The organism is Pseudomonas sp. TH31 (assembly GCF_016650815.1).
Classification (GTDB): Bacteria; Pseudomonadota; Gammaproteobacteria; order Pseudomonadales; family Pseudomonadaceae; genus Aquipseudomonas.
This window is the reverse complement of the sequence record NZ_JAEKEZ010000029.1, coordinates 129,387-148,952: the sequence shown is the minus strand read 5'-3', so window position 1 is coordinate 148,952 and position 19,566 is coordinate 129,387. Positions and strand designations below refer to the sequence as shown.

Below are 19,566 nucleotides of genomic sequence, written 5' to 3'. Positions count from 1 at the left end.
TGGCCGCCATGTTGAAAGTCAGTGTTTATCGCTACAACCCTGATCAGGACGCTGCGCCGTTCATGCAAGAATTCCAGGTCAATACCAACGGTAAAGACCTGATGGTGCTGGACGTGCTGGCCCTGATCAAAGAGCAGGACGAGGGTTTCTCCTATCGTCGCTCTTGCCGTGAAGGTGTTTGCGGTTCCGACGGCATGAACATCAACGGCAAAAACGGTCTGGCGTGCGTTACGCCGCTGTCCGCTGTCGTAAAAGGTAACAAGCTGATCGTTCGTCCTCTGCCTGGTTTGCCGGTTATCCGTGACCTGGTCGTCGATATGAGCATCTTCTACAAGCAATACGAGAAGGTTAAGCCATTCCTGCAGAACGACACGCCGGCTCCGGCCATCGAACGTCTGCAGACCCCTGAAGAGCGTGAAAAGCTCGACGGTCTGTACGAGTGCATCCTGTGCGCTTGCTGCTCGACCTCTTGCCCGTCCTTCTGGTGGAACCCGGACAAGTTCCTGGGTCCAGCTGCTCTGCTGCAAGCGTATCGCTTCCTGGCAGACAGCCGTGACACCAAGACTGCCGAGCGTCTGGCTTCGCTGGATGACCCGTTCAGCGTATTCCGCTGCCGCGGGATCATGAACTGCGTCAACGTCTGTCCGAAAGGCCTGAACCCGACTAAGGCCATCGGTCACGTACGTAACATGTTGCTGCAAAGCGGCGTGTGATTCAGCTGCTGTACCCGCAGGACCGCTGTACCTGTAGATGCTACGGCGCAGGCTTCAACCGGCGCCGTAGTTTTAACCTGAGCAGCAGCTCATAAAGCTGCGGCTCTTATTTTGAAGAAATGAGACAAGCAGGGGCATCCGGGCTGGTACCCGGACTATCAGCGTGATCCTAAGTGGCTTGTTTTAGTCGCTGCATTCGGACTTCTGCAAGTTTGCTCGGTGTCGACGCCGGTGGTGTTCCCCTAACCGAGGGTGACCAAGCATGCAAGAAAGCGTGATGCAGCGCATGTGGAACAGCGCCTACCTATCCGGTAGTAACGCTGCCTATGTGGAAGAGCTCTATGAGCTCTACCTGCACGACCCTAACGCTGTGCCAGAAGAGTGGCGCACCTACTTTCAGAAGTTGCCTGCTGACGGCAACACTGCCACCGATGTTTCGCACTCCACAATTCGCGATCATTTCGTCTTGCTGGCAAAGAACCAGCGCCGCGCCCAACCGGTTTCCGCCGGCAGCGTGAGCAGTGAGCACGAGAAGAAGCAAGTTGAAGTGCTGCGATTGATCCAGGCCTACCGTATGCGTGGCCACCAGGCAGCCCAGCTTGACCCGCTGGGGCTGTGGCAGCGTCCTGCACCTGCAGACCTGTCGATCAATCATTACGGCTTGACCAATGCCGATCTTGATACGACCTTCCGTGCCGGCGACCTGTTCATCGGCAAAGAGGAGGCGAGCCTACGCGAAATTCACGAAGCGTTGCAGCAGACATATTGCCGCACCATCGGCGCTGAATTCACGCATATCACCGATTCCGAGCAGCGTCACTGGTTCCAGCAGCGTCTGGAAAGCGTGCGCGGTCGTCCGACGTACTCCGCCGACATCAAGAGCCACTTGCTCGAACGCGTCACTGCCGGCGAAGGTCTGGAAAAATACCTGGGCACCAAATACCCGGGTACCAAGCGTTTCGGTCTGGAAGGCGGCGAGAGCCTGATTCCGATGCTCGACGAGCTGATCCAGCGTTCCGGTTCCTACGGCACCAAGGAAATCGTTATCGGCATGGCCCACCGTGGCCGTCTCAACGTGCTGGTCAACACCTTCGGCAAGAACCCGCGTGATCTATTCGACGAGTTCGAAGGCAAGAAGAAGGTCGAGCTGGGTTCCGGTGACGTTAAATACCACCAGGGCTTCTCGTCCAACGTCATGACCGCCGGCGGTGAAGTTCACCTGGCCATGGCCTTCAACCCGTCCCACCTGGAAATCGTTTCTCCAGTGGTCGAGGGTTCGGTCCGTGCCCGTCAGGATCGTCGTAACGACCCTACCGGCGAGAAGGTTCTGCCGATCTCCATCCACGGTGACGCGGCATTCGCCGGCCAGGGTGTGGTGATGGAAACCTTCCAGATGTCGCAGACCCGCGGTTTCAAAACCGGCGGCACCGTGCACATCGTGATCAACAACCAGGTCGGTTTCACTATCAGCAACCCGCTGGACTCGCGTTCCACCGAGTACGCAACCGACGTCGCGAAAATGATCCAGGCGCCGATCCTCCATGTGAATGGTGACGATCCGGAAGCCGTATTGTTCGTGACCCAACTGGCCATTGACTACCGCATGCAGTTCAAGCGTGACGTGGTAATCGATCTGGTTTGCTACCGTCGTCGCGGCCACAACGAAGCTGACGAGCCTAGCGGCACCCAGCCTCTGATGTACCAGCAGATCACCAAGCAGCGCACCACCCGTGAGCTGTACGCCGAACGCCTGACCCAGGCCGGTGTGGTGGATGATGCACGCGTACAGGCCAAGATCGACGAATACCGCAACGCGCTGGACAACGGTCTGCATGTTGTGAAAAGCCTGGTCAAAGAGCCGAACAAAGAGTTGTTCGTGGACTGGCGTCCGTACCTGGGCCACGCCTGGACTGCACGACACGACACGCGTTTCGATCTGAAAACCTTGCAGGAACTGTCCGCCAAGCTGCTGGAAATCCCGGAAGGCTTCGTGGTTCAGCGCCAGGTCTCGAAAATCTACGAAGACCGTCAGAAGATGCAAGTCGGCGGCCTGCCGATCAACTGGGGTTACGCCGAAACCATGGCGTACGCGACCCTGGCGTTCGAAGGTCACCCGATCCGCATGACTGGCCAGGACATCGGCCGCGGTACGTTCTCGCACCGCCACGCGGTGTTGCACAACCAGAAAGATGCCGGCAGCTACATTCCGCTGCAGAACCTGTACAAAGGTCAGCCACGTTTCGACTTGTACGATTCGTTCCTGTCCGAAGAAGCCGTACTGGCGTTCGAATACGGTTACTCGACCACCACGCCTGAGGCGCTGGTGATCTGGGAAGCCCAGTTCGGCGATTTCGCCAACGGTGCCCAGGTGGTTATCGACCAGTTCATCACCAGTGGTGAGCACAAGTGGGGCCGTCTCTGCGGTCTGACCATGCTGTTGCCGCACGGTTATGAAGGTCAGGGTCCGGAGCACTCTTCGGCTCGTCTGGAGCGTTACCTGCAGCTGTGCGCCGAGCACAACATTCAGGTAGCCGTGCCGACTACGCCGGCCCAGATCTACCACTTGCTGCGTCGTCAGGTGATTCGCCCGCTGCGCAAGCCGTTGATCGTGCTGACACCGAAGTCGCTGCTGCGTCACAAACTGGCTATTTCGACCCTGGAAGATCTGGCTGAAGGTTCGTTCCAGACCGTGATCCCGGAAATCGATGCTCAAGATCCGAAAAAGGTCGAGCGCATTGTTCTGTGTAGCGGCAAGGTCTACTACGACCTGCTGGAAAAGCGTCGTGCCGAAGGTCGTGATGACATCGCCATCGTGCGTATCGAGCAGCTGTACCCATTCCCTGAGGACGACTTGAACGAAGTCCTGGCTCCTTATACCAACCTCAAACATATCGTTTGGTGTCAGGAAGAGCCGATGAACCAGGGTGCCTGGTACTGCAGCCAACACCACATGCGCCGCATCGTTGGCAATCACAACAAGGCGCTCGTTCTCGAGTACGCCGGCCGTGATGCTTCTGCTGCACCTGCTTGTGGTTATGCATCGATGCACGCTGAGCAGCAGGAAAAACTGCTGCAAGACGCCTTTACTGTTTAACGCCTTCGCGCACCTGAAACCGAATTTAAGGACCCACAGATAATGGCTATCGAAATCAAAGCCCCCACTTTCCCGGAATCGGTTGCCGATGGCACCGTTGCCACCTGGCACAAAAAACCAGGCGACGCCGTCAAGCGTGATGACCTGATCGTCGATATCGAAACCGACAAAGTGGTACTGGAAGTATTGGCCACCGCTGACGGCGTGCTGGGCGCTATCGTCAAGAACGAAGGCGACACCGTTCTGTCCGACGAAGTCCTGGGCTCTATCGAAGCGGGCGGCGCTGCTGCCGCGCCAGCGGCTGCCGCTGCTCCGGCCGCTGCACAAGCTGCGGCTCCGGCTGCCGACGGCGAAGACGATCCTGTTGCTGCACCGGCTGCTCGCAAGCTGGCTGAAGAAAACGGCATCAACATCGCTTCCGTTGCCGGCACCGGCAAAGGCGGTCGTGTGACCAAGGAAGACGTAGTCGCTGCTGTTGCTGCCAAGAAAGCCGCACCGGCTGCCGCACCTGCCAAGGCGGCTGCCCCGGCTGCCGCTGCTCCTGTGTTCGCCGCTGGCGACCGCATCGAGAAGCGCGTACCGATGACCCGCGTGCGGGCCACCGTTGCCAAGCGTCTGGTAGAAGCCCAGTCGAACATGGCGATGCTGACCACTTTCAACGAAGTCGACATGACCGAAGTCATGGCCCTGCGTTCGAAGTACAAGGACCTGTTCGAGAAGTCCCACAACGGCGTACGCCTGGGCTTCATGTCGTTCTTCGTCAAAGCAGCTACCGAAGCGCTGAAACGCTTCCCGGCTGTCAATGCGTCGATCGACGGTGCTGACATCGTTTACCACGGCTACGCCGACGTTGGTGTTGCTGTTTCCAGCGACCGCGGTCTGGTTGTACCGGTTCTGCGTAACGCCGAACTGATGAGCCTGGCTGAAATCGAAGGCGGCATCGCCGCTTTCGGCAAGAAGGCGCGTGACGGCAAGTTGTCGATGGACGAAATGACCGGTGGTACATTCACCATCACCAACGGTGGTACCTTCGGTTCGATGATGTCGACCCCGATCGTCAACCCGCCGCAAGCGGCCATCCTGGGCATGCACAACATTCTGCAGCGTCCTATGGCGATCAACGGTCAGGTCGTTATCCGTCCGATGATGTACCTGGCTCTGTCCTACGATCACCGTCTGATCGATGGCAAAGAAGCTGTGACCTTCCTGGTTACCATCAAGAACCTGCTGGAAGACCCGGCTCGTTTGCTGCTGGATATCTGATAGAAGCAGCCGCAGGTTTCAAGCTTCAAGCTGCAAGAAATTGCAGTTTGGCTTGAGGCTTGCGGCTTCAAGCTTGTTGCCAAAAGAGGAATTTTTGAATGTCGCAGAAATTTGACGTAGTAGTGATCGGTGCGGGCCCTGGCGGCTACGTGGCTGCCATCAAAGCAGCGCAACTGGGTCTGAGCACTGCCTGCATCGAGAAATACACCGACAAGGAAGGCAAACTGGCCCTGGGCGGTACTTGCCTGAACGTCGGCTGCATTCCATCCAAGGCGCTGCTGGACAGCTCCTGGAAATACAAGGAAGCCAAAGAAGGCTTCGCGATCCACGGTATCAATCACGCTGGCGTGACCATGGACGTGGCTGCAATGGTTGGCCGTAAAGCCAACATCGTCAAAGGCCTGACCTCTGGCGTTGCAACCCTGTTCAAGGCTAACGGCGTTACTTCCCTGCAAGGCCACGGCAAACTGCTGGCCGGCAAGAAAGTTGAACTGACCAAGCCAGACGGTACCGTTGAAATCATCGAAGCCGAGAACGTGATTCTGGCGTCGGGTTCGCGTCCGATCGACATTCCACCGGCTCCGGTTGACCAGAACGTGATCGTCGATTCGACGGGCGCGCTGGAATTCCAATCCGTACCTAAGCGTCTGGGCGTGATCGGCGCTGGCGTGATCGGTCTGGAACTGGGTTCGGTATGGTCCCGTCTGGGCTCCGAAGTCGTGGTTCTGGAAGCGCTGGAGAAGTTCCTTCCAGCGGCTGACGAAGCGGTTTCCAAAGAAGCCTACAAGACCCTGACCAAACAAGGCCTGGACATCAAGCTGGGCGCTCGCGTCACCGGTTCCAAAGTGAATGGCGACGAAGTCGTTGTGAACTACACCGATGCCAACGGCGAACAGAGCATCACCTTCGACAAGCTGATTGTTGCCGTTGGTCGCCGTCCAGTGACCACCGAGCTGCTGGCAGCTGACAGCGGTGTGAACATCGACGAACGTGGCTTCGTTTTCGTTGACGACCAGTGCGCAACCAGCGTTCCGGGCGTTTTCGCAATCGGTGACGTGGTTCGCGGCATGATGCTGGCGCACAAGGCGTCCGAAGAAGGCATCATGGTCGTAGAGCGCATCAAGGGCCACAAAGCCCAGATCAACTATGACCTGATCCCGTCTGTTATTTATACTCACCCGGAAATCGCGTGGGTTGGTAAAACCGAGCAAGCCTTGAAAGCTGAAGGCGTTGAAGTTAACGTCGGCACTTTCCCGTTCGCAGCCAGTGGCCGTGCCATGGCAGCCAACGATACCGGCGGTTTCGTGAAAGTCATTGCCGATGCCAAGACTGACCGCGTATTGGGCGTCCACGTGATTGGCCCGAGCGCTGCAGAACTGGTTCAGCAGGGCGCAATCGGCATGGAATTCGGCACCAGTGCCGAAGACCTGGGCATGATGGTTTTCTCCCATCCGACCCTGTCCGAAGCCTTGCACGAAGCTGCTCTGGCAGTGAATGGCGGCGCCATTCACATCGCCAACCGCAAGAAGCGTTAAGACAAGACAATAAGAAACCACGGCGGAAGGCCCGTCGTGAGCCTTGCGTGCAAGACTCACCGCGGAATGTCCGCCGGACGCAGCCTTGCGTAGTCTCACCGGTTATCCGGAACACCTACGCAAGCAGCAGTCACAGGTGGTGCGGCACTTGATCGAGTGCAGCACCGAATGCGCAGTACCTAACGAAGACGGTAATAAGCATGAATCTTCACGAGTATCAGGGTAAGCAGCTGTTCGCTGAATACGGCCTGCCAGTATCCCAGGGTTTCGCCGTAGACACCCCGGAAGCAGCAGCAGAAGCGTGCGACAAAATCGGCGGGACCGAATGGGTTGTCAAAGCCCAGGTTCACGCAGGTGGTCGCGGTAAAGCGGGCGGCGTTAAGCTGGTTCGCAGCAAAGAAGACGCCAAAGCATTCGCTCAACAGTGGTTGGGCAAGCGTCTGGTGACTTACCAGACTGATGCCAATGGTCAGCCAGTCACCAAGATCCTGGTTGAATCGTGCACTGATATCGCTAAAGAGCTGTACCTGGGCGCTGTCGTTGACCGTTCGAGCCGTCGCATCGTGTTCATGGCTTCCACCGAAGGTGGCGTGGACATCGAGAAAATCGCTCACGACACTCCAGAAAAAATTCTGAAAGCCACTATCGATCCACTGGTTGGCGCTCAGCCATTCCAGGGTCGCGAGCTGGCATTCCAGCTGGGTCTGGAAGGCAAGCAAGTTGCTCAGTTCGCCAAGATCTTCGTAGGTCTGGCCAAGCTGTTCAAGGATCACGACCTGGCTCTGCTGGAAGTGAACCCGCTGGTGATCAAGGCTGACGGCGATCTGCATTGCCTCGACGCCAAGATCAACATCGACGCCAACGCCATGTACCGTCAGCCTAAGCTGAAAACTTTCCACGATCCGTCGCAAGACGATCCGCGCGAAGCGCACGCTGCCAAGTTCGAACTGAACTACGTAGCACTGGAAGGCAACATCGGTTGCATGGTCAACGGTGCTGGCCTGGCCATGGGTACCATGGACATCGTCAACCTGCATGGCGGTAAACCAGCCAACTTCCTCGACGTGGGCGGCGGTGCTACCAAAGAACGCGTTACCGAAGCGTTCAAGATCATCCTGTCCGACACTAACGTCGCTGCAGTATTGGTCAACATCTTCGGCGGCATCGTTCGTTGCGACATGATTGCCGAAGGCATCATCGGTGCAGTGAAAGAAGTCGGCGTGAAAATCCCGGTTGTTGTTCGCCTTGAAGGCAACAACGCTGAGCTGGGCGCTAAAGTACTGGCAGAAAGCGGTTTGAACATCATCGCTGCTACCAGCCTGACCGACGCTGCTCAACAAGTTGTCAAAGCTGCGGAGGGCAAATAATGAGCGTCCTGATCAACAAAGACACCAAAGTTATCTGCCAGGGTATTACCGGTTCGCAAGGTAGTTTCCACACCCAGCAAGCCATCGAATACGGCACCAAGATGGTGGGTGGCGTTACTCCTGGCAAGGGCGGCACCGAGCACCTGGGCCTGCCAGTGTTCAACACCGTGAAAGACGCTGTAGCTGCCACTGGCGCCACCGCCAGCGTGATCTACGTTCCAGCTCCTTTCTGCAAAGACTCCATCCTGGAAGCAGCATTCGGCGGCATCAAGCTGATCGTTTGCATCACTGAAGGCATTCCTACCCTGGATATGCTGGATGCCAAGGTCAAGTGCGACGAACTGGGCGTAGTCCTGATCGGTCCTAACTGCCCAGGCGTGATCACTCCAGGCGAATGCAAGATCGGCATCATGCCAGGTCACATTCACTTGCCAGGCAAGGTCGGTATCGTTTCCCGTTCCGGCACCCTGACCTACGAAGCTGTGAAGCAGACTACTGACGCCGGTTTCGGTCAGTCGACTTGCGTCGGCATCGGCGGTGACCCGATCCCGGGTTCGAACTTCATCGACATCCTGAAACTGTTCCAGGAAGATCCGAAGACCGAAGCGATCGTCATGATCGGTGAGATCGGCGGTTCGGCTGAAGAAGAAGCGGCTGCCTACATCAAGGCACACGTGACCAAGCCGGTTGTTTCCTACATCGCTGGTGTGACTGCCCCTGCAGGCAAGCGCATGGGCCATGCTGGCGCAATCATCTCTGGCGGCAAAGGCACTGCAGACGAGAAGTTTGCTGCCCTGGAAGACGCAGGCGTTAAAACCGTGCGTTCGCTGGCAGACATCGGCAAGGCTTTGTCCGAGCTGACCGGCTGGGCTGTCAAGTAAGCCTCGCGCTTAGCTGACGCTTCACCAGACAAAGGCCACCTTCGGGTGGCCTTTGTTGTTTCCGAAGATCAAAAGATCGTCCGAACGCGGCCCGAGCCTTCGGCAGCTCCTGCATTGGAATGCGATCCCATGTAGGAGCTGCCGGAGGCTGCGATCTTTTGATCTTTGCTGTTTTAGATGAAATTTAGATATGTAAACGCGACATCGAAATGTCGCGTATCGGATACTTCGCCCCCTAACAGTGCGTTTGTCATGCAAATTCGTTAGGCTAGCAGCCATTTTTGCGTCCGCAGCCCACAAGGTCGCTACGCGCTAAACGGGTTGGTCCTATACAGACCGACAGCATTTCCCTCACCCATAAGGGAAATCCCTCTCTAAATTCCGATTCAGTAGTGTGGTATTTCCTTAATGAAAGTGTTGAAAGGCCAGGACATCCTGGCACTTGGTTTTATGACGTTTGCCCTGTTTGTCGGGGCCGGCAACATCATCTTCCCGCCTATCGTCGGTTTGCAGTCCGGGCCTCATGTCTGGATGGCGGCGCTGGGCTTTCTGATCACCGCCGTCGGTCTGCCGGTCATCACTGTTGTCGCCCTGGCCAAGGTCGGTGGGGCAATGGATGCCTTGAGCAGCCCGATCGGTAAAGTCGCAGGTGGCCTGCTGGCCGCCGCGTGCTACCTCGCTGTCGGCCCGCTGTTCGCCACGCCGCGCACCGCCACCGTGTCTTTCGAAGTGGGCCTGGCGCCGCTGACCGGTGAGAGCCCGCTGGCGCTGTTCCTCTACAGCTCGGTGTACTTCCTGCTGGTGTTCTTCATCTCGCTCTATCCGGGCCGCCTGCTGGATACCGTGGGACGTTTCCTCGCGCCGCTGAAGATCATCGCCCTGGCTGTGCTGGGCATCGCCGCGTTCGCCTTGCCGGCCGGTGATATCGGCGTGGCCACACCTGAATATGTGGCGGCACCGTTCTCCCAAGGCTTCATCAATGGTTACCTGACCATGGATACCCTGGGCGCGCTGGTGTTCGGCATCGTCATCGTGAATGCGATCCGCTCCCGTGGCGTCGAGTCGCCGGCGTTGATCACCCGTTACGCGATCATTGCCGGTTTGATTGCCGGCGTCGGTCTGGCGCTGGTTTACGTCAGCTTGTTCCGCCTCGGTTCGGGCAGCCATGAAGTGGCCGCCGGTGCCGCGAATGGTGCGGCCGTCCTGCACGCCTACGTGCAACACACTTTCGGTTCGCTGGGCAGCGGTTTCCTGGCGGTGTTGATCTCGCTGGCGTGCCTGGTGACCGCGGTCGGTCTGACTTGCGCCTGCGCCGAATACTTCAGCCGGGTGTTGCCTCTGTCCTACAAGACGCTGGTCATCATCCTGGCGGTGTTCTCGCTGTTTGTGTCCAACCTGGGCCTCACCAAGCTGATCGCGTTCTCGATCCCGGTGCTGACCGCGATCTACCCACCGTGCATCGTCCTGGTCGCCCTGAGCTTCTGCAAAGACTTCTGGCGTGAGCAGGGCCGCATCGTCGGCCCGGTGATGCTGGTGTCGTTCATCTTCGGCATGATTGACGCGCTTAAAGGCGCCGGTCTGGCGGACTGGATGCCGGCGCAGCTGTCGCACCTGCCGCTGAGCGCGCAAGGACTGGCGTGGCTGGTGCCGTCGGTCATGACGCTCGTTGTGGCGGCCGTGTGCGACCGCCTGCTGGGCAAGCGCGACGAAGCCCTGGCTTAAACCTGATCGCTCGCCACAAGCGGGCAACAGGCCAAAACAGAAATGCCCCGTATCAATCGATACGGGGCATTTTTTATGGGCGTCAGGCAGTGTCTTTTTCCGTCAACTAACGTCGAACCACTGCACAAAACCAAATGTGGGAGCGAGCCTGCTCGCGAAAGCGGCCTATCAATCAACATTGATGTTGTTTGACACTCAGCTTTCGCGAGCAGGCTCGCTCCCACAGGTTTTCGGTATCGCGCACTTACATCACAAGGACCTGCATGTCGTTCATCCACGCCAACCTGATCCACCTTCTCGCCGCGCTCTGGTTTGTCATCTGCTGGGGCGGCTACACCCGTTATGCGACGTGGAAGGGGCGTGACACCGCGTGCCTGGCCAGTGTGCTGCACCTGTACCGGGAAGACTGGATGCGCCGTATGCTGCTGCGCGACAACCGCATCGCCGATGCCAGCGTGATTGGCAACCTGGAACGCAACGCCTCGTTCTTCGCCTCCAGCACCTTGATTATCCTGGCGGGTATTCTCACCGTACTCGGCGCCTCCGAAAGGGCCGTGTCGTTGCTGGCAGACATTCCCATGGTCCAGCAGGCTTCTCAGGGCATGTCGGAGATCAAGTTGCTGTGCCTGGCGCTGGTGTTTGTCTATGCGTTTTTCACCTTCAGTTGGTGCATGCGTCAGTACAACTTCGCGGCCGTGCTAGTTGGCTCGGCACCGATGATCGGCGAGCGGCATGTTTCCGAGCAGGAGCGTAAAGCCTTCGCAGCACGCGCGGCGCGGGTCATCTCGATGGCGGCCAACCAGTTCAACTTTGGCCTGCGCTCTTACTACTTCGGCATGACCATGCTGGCCTGGTTCGTCAGCCCCTGGCTATTCATGTTGATGAGCACCGGCGTCGTGCTGGTGTTGTATCGCCGGGAGTTTCACTCCGACGTTCTCGACGTGATGGTCTATACCCCTACAGAGGCGCCATTGCCCGAAGCCAACAAAGAGGCCGCTTGATGAGTATTCCGTTCTGGTGTGTGTTTATCAGTGCCTTGCTGATCTACGTGGCCCGTATGCCCGTGGCCAAGGCCATGAAGGAGCAGGGCGGTTACAACAATCACCTGCCACGCCAGCAACAGGCGCAACTAACCGGCTTCGGTGCCCGTGCGTTGGCGGCTCACCAGAACAGTATCGAAGCTTTCATCTTGTTTGCGGTGGGGGTATTGATGGCGCACACCACGCAGACGGCAGGGTGGCTGATCGATTCGTTGGCGATCATCTTTGTGATCGCGCGCATCCTCTATTTGCTGTGCTATTGGGGGGATCTTGCCTGGCAGCGCAGTCTGGTGTGGGTCGTCGGATTAGTTTGTTCGTTATTGCTGATGATTAGTCCGACTTTTAAAACCGTTTTGCTCTAACGCAGCAAATAACAGGCAAAAGAAAACCCGCACTTGGCGGGTTTTCTTTTATCACGCTAAAAACTGTTTTAGTTTTTAGGTGCTTCGGTAGGAGCGGCCGGAGCGGACTCCTGGGTTGCCGCTTTGTTCGATTCAGCCTGATCTTTGGCGGCTTCGGCGTTTTCTTTCGCCGCGTCGTTCACTTTATCCTGAGCTTCGTTCATTTTTTGCTGGGCTTGCTCAGCATGTTGGTTAGCATCTTGAGCTTTGTCCTCGGATTTTTTATCGCAAGCAGCGAGACCGAGGGAAGCGGTCAACATCAAGGCAATAGCTAAAGTCTTACGCATGGGGTGTTTCTCCTTATGGAAAATATCTACTGGCCTTTCGAGCACCGCCGACAGCGATAAGTTCCTCATTTCATACAGATATATAAGTTTTTATCGCACGGAACTTTTACCCGGAATGCCTGATGCTTTACCGGGATACTAAGAAGAGTTTTTATCAAATGGCCGAAAACCCCGTTTTTGAGCGCGCGACACGATTTCTATCGGCACTGCGACATTGTCAGGTACTTGGTCTACGCGTGCACAGCGCAAGCAATGAAGGGCTGACAGTGATCCTGCCCTACAGCCCGCAAATTGTCGGAAACCCGCAAACCGGTGTCATTCATGGGGGTGCCCTGACGTCGTTGATGGACACCGCGTGCGGCATGTCCACCCTGTGCGTGTTGCCGGAATTCGAAGTCTGCCCGACCCTCGATTTGCGCATCGACTACATGCACGCGGCCGAGCCGCATAAGGATGTCTACGGCTTCGCCCAGTGCTACCGGGTGACCACTGACGTGATTTTTGCCCGCGGCTTTGCCTACCAGGACGACCCCGAGCACCCCATCGCCCACGTGGTCGGCACCTTCATGCGCATGGGCAAGGGCATCAAAGGCACGAAAGGCTTTGGCGGCGCGATCGCCGGAGGTGCGAAATGACTGACGCGTTCAAGGAACAACTTCAACAGGCTCACGAGCGAGGGGACTACGCCTCGCTGCTGCACCTGATCCCGTACGCCAAGTTGATTGGTGTCGAGTGTTCGCGGGTAGGGGATGAGTTGCTGTTCCGCCTGCCGGCCAACAAGGACAACATTGGTAACCCTTTATTGCCGGCGATTCATGGCGGCGTGATCGCCGGGTTCATGGAACTGGCGGCGGCGCTGCACCTGTTGATCTTCACCGGCTCGCCCGGTGTACCGAAGATCATCGACTTTTCCCTCGACTATCTGCGCGCCGGGCAATTTCGCGATACGTGGGCGCGTTGCCAGGTTTGCCGCCAGGGGCGGCGGGTGGCCAACGTGGCCATAACGGCCTGGCAAACCACCGAAGCCGAGCCGATTGCCACGGCCCGGGGCATTTCAAAATCGAAGAGCCCTTGAAATCCTGAACTCAGCCCCAAACTCTGATGACAACCCGCCGCCGACCCTTCAGGTCGCGGCCACTGCCATCTGATTGGAGTTTGATGACCATGAGTGTGGAAACTCAAAAGGAAACCCTGGGCTTCCAGACCGAGGTGAAGCAACTGCTGCACCTCATGATCCATTCGCTGTATTCCAACAAGGAAATCTTCCTTCGCGAATTGATCTCGAACGCCTCTGACGCTGTCGACAAGTTACGTTTCGAAGCGCTGTCCAAGCCTGAGTTGCTGGAAGGTGGCGCCGAACTGAAAATCCGTGTGAGCTTCGACAAGGACGCCAAAACCGTCACCCTCGAAGACAACGGTATCGGCATGAGCCGTGAAGAAGCGATTACCCACCTGGGGACCATCGCCAAATCCGGTACTGCCGACTTCATGAAGCACCTGTCCGGCGATCAGAAAAAAGACTCGCACCTGATCGGTCAGTTCGGTGTGGGCTTCTACTCCGCATTCATCGTCGCCGACAAAGTCGACGTGTTCAGCCGTCGTGCCGGTGATGCTGCCAGCGAAGGCGTGCACTGGTCGTCCAAGGGTGAAGGCGAGTTTGAAGTCGCTACCGTTGAGAAAGCCGAGCGCGGCACGCGCATCGTCCTGCATCTTAAGGCTGCGGAAGACGAGTTCGCCGATGGCTGGCGTCTGCGCAACATCATCAAGAAGTACTCCGATCACATCGCTCTGCCGATCGAGTTGCCGAAAGAAGTGGCAGCCGCCGAAGGCGAAGAGCAGCCGGCCGTTGAATGGGAAACCGTCAACCGCGCCAGCGCCCTGTGGACCCGTCCTCGCACTGAAGTGAAGGACGAGGAATACCAGGAGTTCTACAAACACATCGCTCATGATTTCGAGAACCCGCTGAGCTGGACCCATAACAAGGTCGAAGGCAAGCTGGAATACACCTCGCTGTTGTACGTGCCGACCCGTGCTCCGTTCGACCTGTACCAGCGTGAAGCGCCGAAAGGCCTGAAGCTGTACGTGCAGCGTGTGTTCGTGATGGATCAGGCCGAGTCGTTCCTGCCGCTGTACCTGCGCTTCATCAAAGGCGTGGTCGACTCCAACGACCTGTCGCTGAACGTGTCGCGGGAAATCCTGCAGAAAGACCCGATCATCGATTCCATGAAGTCGGCGCTGACCAAGCGCGTGCTCGACATGCTGGAAAAACTGGCGAAGAACGAGCCTGAGCAATACAAAGGCTTCTGGAAAAACTTCGGTCAGGTCATGAAAGAAGGCCCGGCTGAAGATTTCGCCAACAAAGAAAAAATCGCAGGCCTGCTGCGCTTTGCATCCACCCATGGTGATGAAGGCGAGCAAGTGGTCGGTCTGGCTGACTACCTGGCACGCGCCAAGGACGGTCAGGACAAGATCTACTACCTGACCGGCGAAACCTACGCACAAGTCAAAAACAGCCCGCACCTGGAAGTCTTCCGCAAGAAAGGCATCGAAGTGCTGCTGCTGACCGATCGCATCGACGAGTGGCTGATGAGCTACCTCAGCGACTTCGACGGCAAGACTTTTGTCGACGTGGCACGCGGTGACCTGGACCTCGGCAACCTGGATTCGGAAGAGGACAAGAAAGCCGCGGAAGAAGTCGCCAAGTCCAAAGAAGGTCTGGTTGAGCGTTTGAAAACTGCGCTGGGCGACTCGGTTGCTGAAGTGCGGGTTTCCCACCGTCTGACCGATTCCCCGGCGATTCTGGCCATCGGCGAGCAGGACCTGGGCTTGCAGATGCGTCAGATCCTCGAAGCCAGCGGGCAGAAGGTGCCGGATTCGAAGCCGATCTTCGAATTCAACCCGGCTCACCCGCTGATCGAGAAGCTTGACGCTGAGCAGAGTGACGAGCGCTTTGGCGACCTGTCGCACATCCTGTTCGATCAGGCGGCCCTGGCGGCTGGTGACAGCTTGAAAGACCCGGCGGCCTACGTGCGTCGTCTCAACAAGCTGCTGGTTGAACTGTCGGTTTAACTGAGTTGTACAAAAACCCGCTTCGGCGGGTTTTTTTATTCTTGAGTCTTAGGAGTCTGAAATGAGCCAAGTCACTGTGCGTTCTGTGGTCTATCAACTGGATGGCCAATCCTACGAAAGCCGTCTGGCCTTTGATGCCGACCATAAAGGGCTTCGTCCGGGTCTGTTGATGGCACCGAACTGGATGGGCGTCAGCGCTGGCGCCGAAGAAATCGCCAAGTCGGTGGCGGCCAAGGGTTATGTGGTGTTGCTTGCTGACCTTTACGGTCAGTCGGTTCGTCCGCAGAACGGCGACGAGGCGGGCGCGGCGATGATGCCGTTGAAGAATGACCGCGCCTTGCTGCGCAAGCGTATGGCGGCAGCGTTCGAGCAATTGCAGGCTCAGGGCGAGGCGGCGGTCGATACCTCGAAGCTGGGGACTTTCGGTTTCTGCTTTGGCGGTTGCTGTGCGCTGGAACTGGCTCGCGCCGGTGCGCCGGTGAAAGCCGCGGTGTCGTTCCATGGCTCGCTGGATACACCGAACGTGAACGATGCGAAAAACATCAAGGGCTCGGTGCTGGTGCTGCACGGTGCGTCCGATCCGCTGGTGCCAAAAGAGCAATTGCCAGCGTTTGAAGATGAAATGAACGCGGCGGGCGTGGATTGGCAACTGCTGAGCTACGGCGGCGCAGTTCACTCGTTTACCGATCCGCATGCAAACGTGCCGGGCAAGATGATGTATGACGCAAAAACAGCCACTCGGGCGTTTGTGTCGATGCATAACTTGCTGGATGAAGTGTTCAAGGGCTGATCGCCCTTAAGATCAAAAGATCGTCCGAACGCGGCCCGAGCCTTCGGACGATCTTTTGATTTTTGCCCTAAGGCAACTCGATCCGCTCACTTTCCCCCGGCACCGTCGGCCAATCCCCGGCCGCCCAGCGCCGCCGAGCCTCGTCAATGGCCGCCGGATCACTCGCCACAAAATTCCAGTTGATCCGCCGTGGCCCATCCAGCGGCGCACCGCCGAACAACACGGCGTGGCAGTCGCTCTCGGCAAACAGCGTCATCTCTTCCCCGACCGGCAACACCACCAGCGAATGCGGTTCTACCGGCTCGCCGTCGAGTTGCGCCTCGCCATCCAGTACATACAGTGCGCGTTCTTCATGCTCGGTCGGAATCAGCAATGTCGTCGCGGTTTGCAGGTTCAATTCGGCGTACAGCGTAGGAGAAAGCACCGGTACCGGCGATTCCAGGCAAAAGCCTGTCCCGGCAATCATCCGGATCTTCACGCCGAGGTTATCGCTGACCGGTAGCGTGGACGCCGGGTGATGGCTGTAGTGCCCCGGACCTTGCTCATGATCTTTGGGCGAGGCGAGCCAGATCTGCACGCCGTGCATCGTGAAGCCGCTATTTTTCAGCGTCTCAGGGGTGCGTTCAACGTGGGCAATCGCGCTGCCCGCTGTCATCCAGCTCACGTCGCCGGTATCCACCACCTGATCGGAACCGAGGCTGTCCTTGTGCTGGATCTGCCCCTGGAACAAATAGGTGAGGGTCGACAGACCAATGTGCGGGTGTTGTCGGATGTTCATGCCTTTGCCCGGTGGATAACGGGTTTCGAGCATGTGGTCGAAAAACACGAAAGGCCCGACGCTGCGGCATTTGGCTGACGGCAACGGGCGAAGAATCGGTTGGCCTTCGACATCTTCGGCGCGGGGGCTGATCACGAGCGGAGTGTTCATGCTGCATTCCAGGCTGAGCGGGTAATGCGTGGAGCATAACCCGCTTGCACGGCCCTTGCCGCTATTGGCTGAAGGCGCCTTCGGACAGGTGGGTCTCGATGCTGACCTCGGTGGTGGTCATCAGTTTGTGAACCGGGCAACGGTCAGCCACGCGGTGCAGCTCTTCGCGCTGGGCGTCAGTGAGTACACCCTTGAGGGTCAGTTTGACGTGCAGGGCGTATTTGCCTTTCTGCTCCTCGCTGTTGTCGCGTTTGACCTCGACCGTAACGCCGGTCAGCGGGATGTCCTTCTTCTTGGCGTACAGCTTCAGGGTCAGGGCCTTGCAGGCACCGAGCGCCGCGTCGAAGTAGTCGTGAGGCTCCGGCGCCGAGCCTTCGCCGCCGGCGGAGGTGGGCACATCGGCAAACAGTTCGTGGTCGTCGATCTGGACGCTGTGACGAAAGCCTTCGCTGGAAACAGTATTGACGGTAACAGTCATGGGAAACCTCATCGGCAGTAGGAAAAGTCATTCGATCAAAAATGGACCCTGAAGGTATAGAGCATGCGTGCTGTGACGCGTTCCCAAAAAGATCGCAGCCTGGCAGCGCACAGGCGCGTAGGAGCTGCCGAAGGCTCGGGCCGCGTTCGGACGATCTTTTGATTTTGCTTTGCCCGGCTGAACCGTTACCGCCCAATGATCGAAGTAGCAAGGCGTTTTGATATCACGTTTTGGTCTTACGCAAAATTTCTGTGGGCCGATACCGTCTAAAGCAACCCGCTGCAGGGATATGCAGTGCCTAATTGGAAGGAACCAGAGCAATGAGTATCCGAAGTCTCAATATTGCGCCGCGCGCGGGGCTGGGTTTTGGCCTGCTGGCGTTGATGGTGTTCGGGTTGGGGGCGTTCGCCCTGCAACAGATGGCGAACATGCGCGCCGAGTCCGATCAGGTCGACAACAACTGGTTGCCCAGCGTGATGGCCGTGGGTGAGATGAGCCAGGACATGCTGCGCCTGCGTGCCCTGACCATGCGCCTGCTGATTAACCGCGATCCCCAGGCGCTGGCCCAGAATGTCAGCAAACTCAATGAGCTCAAAGGCACGCTGGGCGAGGCGCAACAGCGCTATAACGCGCTGATCGTGCTGCCGGAGGAGCGCTCGCTGTTTGATCGCTTCAAAATGTCTGAACAACGGTACCTGCAGTTTCAGGGGCAGGTGATGACCCTGTCTGCCCAAGGGCAGGTCGACGCTGCGGCGGTCATCGTCAATGGCGAGATGAGCCCGCTGGCCGATGAAATCGCTGTCACCCTCAAAACCCTGGTGGAGCTGAATAAACATAACGCCAACCTGGCGACCGAGGCGGCGCGTCGGGTATTCAGTAGTTCGCGGGTCTGGGTCGGGGTGATGGTCGCGATTGCGGCACTGATGACCATCGGCCTGGCCTTGCTGCTGACCCGCAGCATCGTCTTGCCCTTGTCCCAGTCGTTGCGGGTGGCTGAGGTGGTGGCGGGCGGCGATCTGACCGGCGACATCAGCATTACCGGCAAAGACGAACCGGCGCGGCTGTTGCACGCGCTCAAGAGCATGCAGCAAAGCCTGCGGGAGACTATTCGGCGGATTTCCGATTCCTCCAGCCAATTGGCGTCGGCCTCGGAAGAACTCAGTTGTGTCACTGAGGACGCCACCCGGGGCTTGCATCAGCAGAGCCTGGAGATCGAGCAGGCCGCCACGGCGGTCAATCAGATGACGGCGGCGGTGGAAGAGGTGGCGAGCAACGCTGTAGCGACCTCGCAAGCGTCCCGGGAGTCTGACCGGATCGCCCAGCATGGTCGTGAACAAGTGCGTCAGACGGTGCTGTCGATTGAGTCCCTGGCGGATGATGTCACCGCCAATGCGACCCAGGTCGAGGATCTGGCGCGGAAGGTCTACGGCATCAGCAAGGTATTGGATGTGATTCGCTCGATCGCCGAGCAGACCAATCTGCTGGCCTTGAACGCGGCGATTGAAGCGGCGCGTGCCGGCAATGCCGGGCGCGGTTTTGCCGTGGTGGCGGATGAAGTGCGGGCGCTGGCCCACCGGACTCAGCAATCGACCCAGGAAATCGAGCAGATGATCAGCGGTATCCAGCAGGGCACCGACTCAGCCGTCAGCTCGATGCAGCAGAGCAATAGCCGGGCGCGCTCGACCCTGGAAGTGGCGAAAGCAGCGGGCGTTGCGCTGGAGGAGATTGCCTCGGCGTTCACCTTGATCAACGAGCGCAACATCGTCATCGCCAGCGCCTCGGAGGAGCAGGCGGCAGTCGCGCGGGAAGTGGATCGCAACCTGATGAATATCCGTGACCTGGCGTTGCAGACCTCGGCGGGGGCGAACCAGACCAGTGCGGCGAGTCAGGAGTTGTCGCGGTTGGCGGTGGATTTGAACACCATGGTGGCGCGGTTTTCGGTCTGATTTGCGAAAGATCAAAAGATCGCAGCCTGCGGCAGCTCCTACAGGAGACCGC

General features: G+C 58.1%; 16 protein-coding genes and 2 pseudogenes. 15 read left to right on the top strand and 3 right to left on the bottom strand.

From position 1 onward, the window contains the following. The first annotated feature begins 8 nt into the window (after window positions 1-8). The 9 genes from JFV26_RS20030 (at window position 9) to JFV26_RS19990 (ending at window position 11,977) form a co-directional block, all read left to right on the top strand. The gene (locus tag JFV26_RS20030; protein WP_201194917.1) at window positions 9-713 is read left to right on the top strand and encodes a succinate dehydrogenase iron-sulfur subunit; all 705 of its coding nucleotides are present in this window, start codon (window positions 9-11) and stop codon (window positions 711-713) included. Between the two features lie 262 nt (window positions 714-975). After that, a complete protein-coding gene (locus tag JFV26_RS20025; RefSeq protein ID WP_201194915.1) occupies window positions 976-3,807 on the top strand; it encodes a 2-oxoglutarate dehydrogenase E1 component in 2,832 nt (943 codons plus the stop codon). A 42-nt stretch (window positions 3,808-3,849) separates the two neighbouring features. Continuing rightward, a complete protein-coding gene (gene odhB / locus JFV26_RS20020) occupies window positions 3,850-5,070 on the top strand; it encodes a 2-oxoglutarate dehydrogenase complex dihydrolipoyllysine-residue succinyltransferase (protein WP_201194913.1) in 1,221 nt (406 codons plus the stop codon). A gap of 98 nt (window positions 5,071-5,168) precedes the next feature. Beyond that, window positions 5,169-6,605: a dihydrolipoyl dehydrogenase gene (gene lpdA, locus JFV26_RS20015; protein WP_201194911.1), complete on the top strand. Its 1,437-nt coding sequence runs from the start codon at window positions 5,169-5,171 to the stop codon at window positions 6,603-6,605. Window positions 6,606-6,805: 200 nt separating this feature from the next. Beyond that, the gene (gene sucC, locus JFV26_RS20010) at window positions 6,806-7,972 is read left to right on the top strand and encodes an ADP-forming succinate--CoA ligase subunit beta (protein WP_008148602.1); all 1,167 of its coding nucleotides are present in this window, start codon (window positions 6,806-6,808) and stop codon (window positions 7,970-7,972) included. Next, window positions 7,972-8,853, top strand: coding sequence for a succinate--CoA ligase subunit alpha (gene sucD / locus JFV26_RS20005; RefSeq protein ID WP_003210566.1), 882 nt, complete (start codon window positions 7,972-7,974; stop codon window positions 8,851-8,853). Before sucC ends, sucD begins: the two co-directional genes overlap by 1 nt. A 408-nt stretch (window positions 8,854-9,261) precedes the next feature. Continuing rightward, window positions 9,262-10,575, top strand: a complete 1,314-nt coding sequence (brnQ, locus tag JFV26_RS20000) for a branched-chain amino acid transport system II carrier protein (RefSeq protein ID WP_201194909.1) — start codon at window positions 9,262-9,264, stop codon at window positions 10,573-10,575. Window positions 10,576-10,838: 263 nt separating this feature from the next. Beyond that, the gene (locus tag JFV26_RS19995) at window positions 10,839-11,576 is read left to right on the top strand and encodes a DUF599 domain-containing protein (protein WP_201194907.1); all 738 of its coding nucleotides are present in this window, start codon (window positions 10,839-10,841) and stop codon (window positions 11,574-11,576) included. Then, window positions 11,576-11,977, top strand: coding sequence for an MAPEG family protein (locus tag JFV26_RS19990; protein WP_201194905.1), 402 nt, complete (start codon window positions 11,576-11,578; stop codon window positions 11,975-11,977). Before JFV26_RS19995 ends, JFV26_RS19990 begins: the two co-directional genes overlap by 1 nt. 68 nt (window positions 11,978-12,045) lie before the next feature. Here JFV26_RS19990 and JFV26_RS19985 read toward each other — a convergent pair whose 3' ends face one another. Then, window positions 12,046-12,303, bottom strand: a complete 258-nt coding sequence (locus tag JFV26_RS19985; protein ID WP_201194903.1) for a hypothetical protein — start codon at window positions 12,301-12,303, stop codon at window positions 12,046-12,048. A gap of 158 nt (window positions 12,304-12,461) precedes the next feature. Here JFV26_RS19985 and JFV26_RS19980 point away from each other — a divergent pair, with 158 nt between their 5' ends. From JFV26_RS19980 to JFV26_RS19965, 4 genes and pseudogenes are all read left to right on the top strand, one after another. Beyond that, window positions 12,462-12,938 (top strand): PaaI family thioesterase, encoded by a 477-nt coding sequence (locus JFV26_RS19980; RefSeq protein ID WP_201194901.1) that lies wholly within the window; start codon window positions 12,462-12,464, stop codon window positions 12,936-12,938. Then, window positions 12,935-13,386: pseudogene (locus tag JFV26_RS19975) on the top strand (PaaI family thioesterase). The gene JFV26_RS19980 and the pseudogene JFV26_RS19975 overlap by 4 nt, the downstream one beginning before the upstream one ends. 81 nt (window positions 13,387-13,467) lie before the next feature. Further along, window positions 13,468-15,372: a molecular chaperone HtpG gene (gene htpG / locus JFV26_RS19970; RefSeq protein WP_201194899.1), complete on the top strand. Its 1,905-nt coding sequence runs from the start codon at window positions 13,468-13,470 to the stop codon at window positions 15,370-15,372. 61 nt (window positions 15,373-15,433) lie between these two features. Then, on the top strand, window positions 15,434-16,162 hold the full coding sequence (locus JFV26_RS19965) for a dienelactone hydrolase family protein (protein ID WP_201194898.1): 729 nt from the start codon (window positions 15,434-15,436) through the stop codon (window positions 16,160-16,162). Window positions 16,163-16,229: 67 nt separating this feature from the next. Here the strand turns inward: JFV26_RS19965 and JFV26_RS19960 are convergent, their stop codons facing one another. Together JFV26_RS19960 and JFV26_RS19955 are read right to left on the bottom strand one after the other, a co-directional pair. Further along, window positions 16,230-17,090 carry a pirin family protein gene (locus JFV26_RS19960; protein WP_201194897.1) on the bottom strand — a complete coding sequence of 287 codons (861 nt, stop codon included), beginning with the start codon at window positions 17,088-17,090 and terminating at the stop codon, window positions 16,230-16,232. A gap of 61 nt (window positions 17,091-17,151) precedes the next feature. After that, a complete protein-coding gene (locus tag JFV26_RS19955; RefSeq protein ID WP_201194896.1) occupies window positions 17,152-17,568 on the bottom strand; it encodes an OsmC family protein in 417 nt (138 codons plus the stop codon). A 320-nt stretch (window positions 17,569-17,888) separates the two neighbouring features. Here JFV26_RS19955 and JFV26_RS34990 point away from each other — a divergent pair. Then, window positions 17,889-18,659, top strand: a pseudogene (locus JFV26_RS34990) (MCP four helix bundle domain-containing protein); the annotation flags it as partial. Next, window positions 18,651-19,514 carry a methyl-accepting chemotaxis protein gene (locus JFV26_RS34985; RefSeq protein ID WP_446739942.1) on the top strand — a complete coding sequence of 288 codons (864 nt, stop codon included), beginning with the start codon at window positions 18,651-18,653 and terminating at the stop codon, window positions 19,512-19,514. The pseudogene JFV26_RS34990 and the gene JFV26_RS34985, both read left to right, overlap by 9 nt. Window positions 19,515-19,566: the final 52 nt, after the last annotated feature.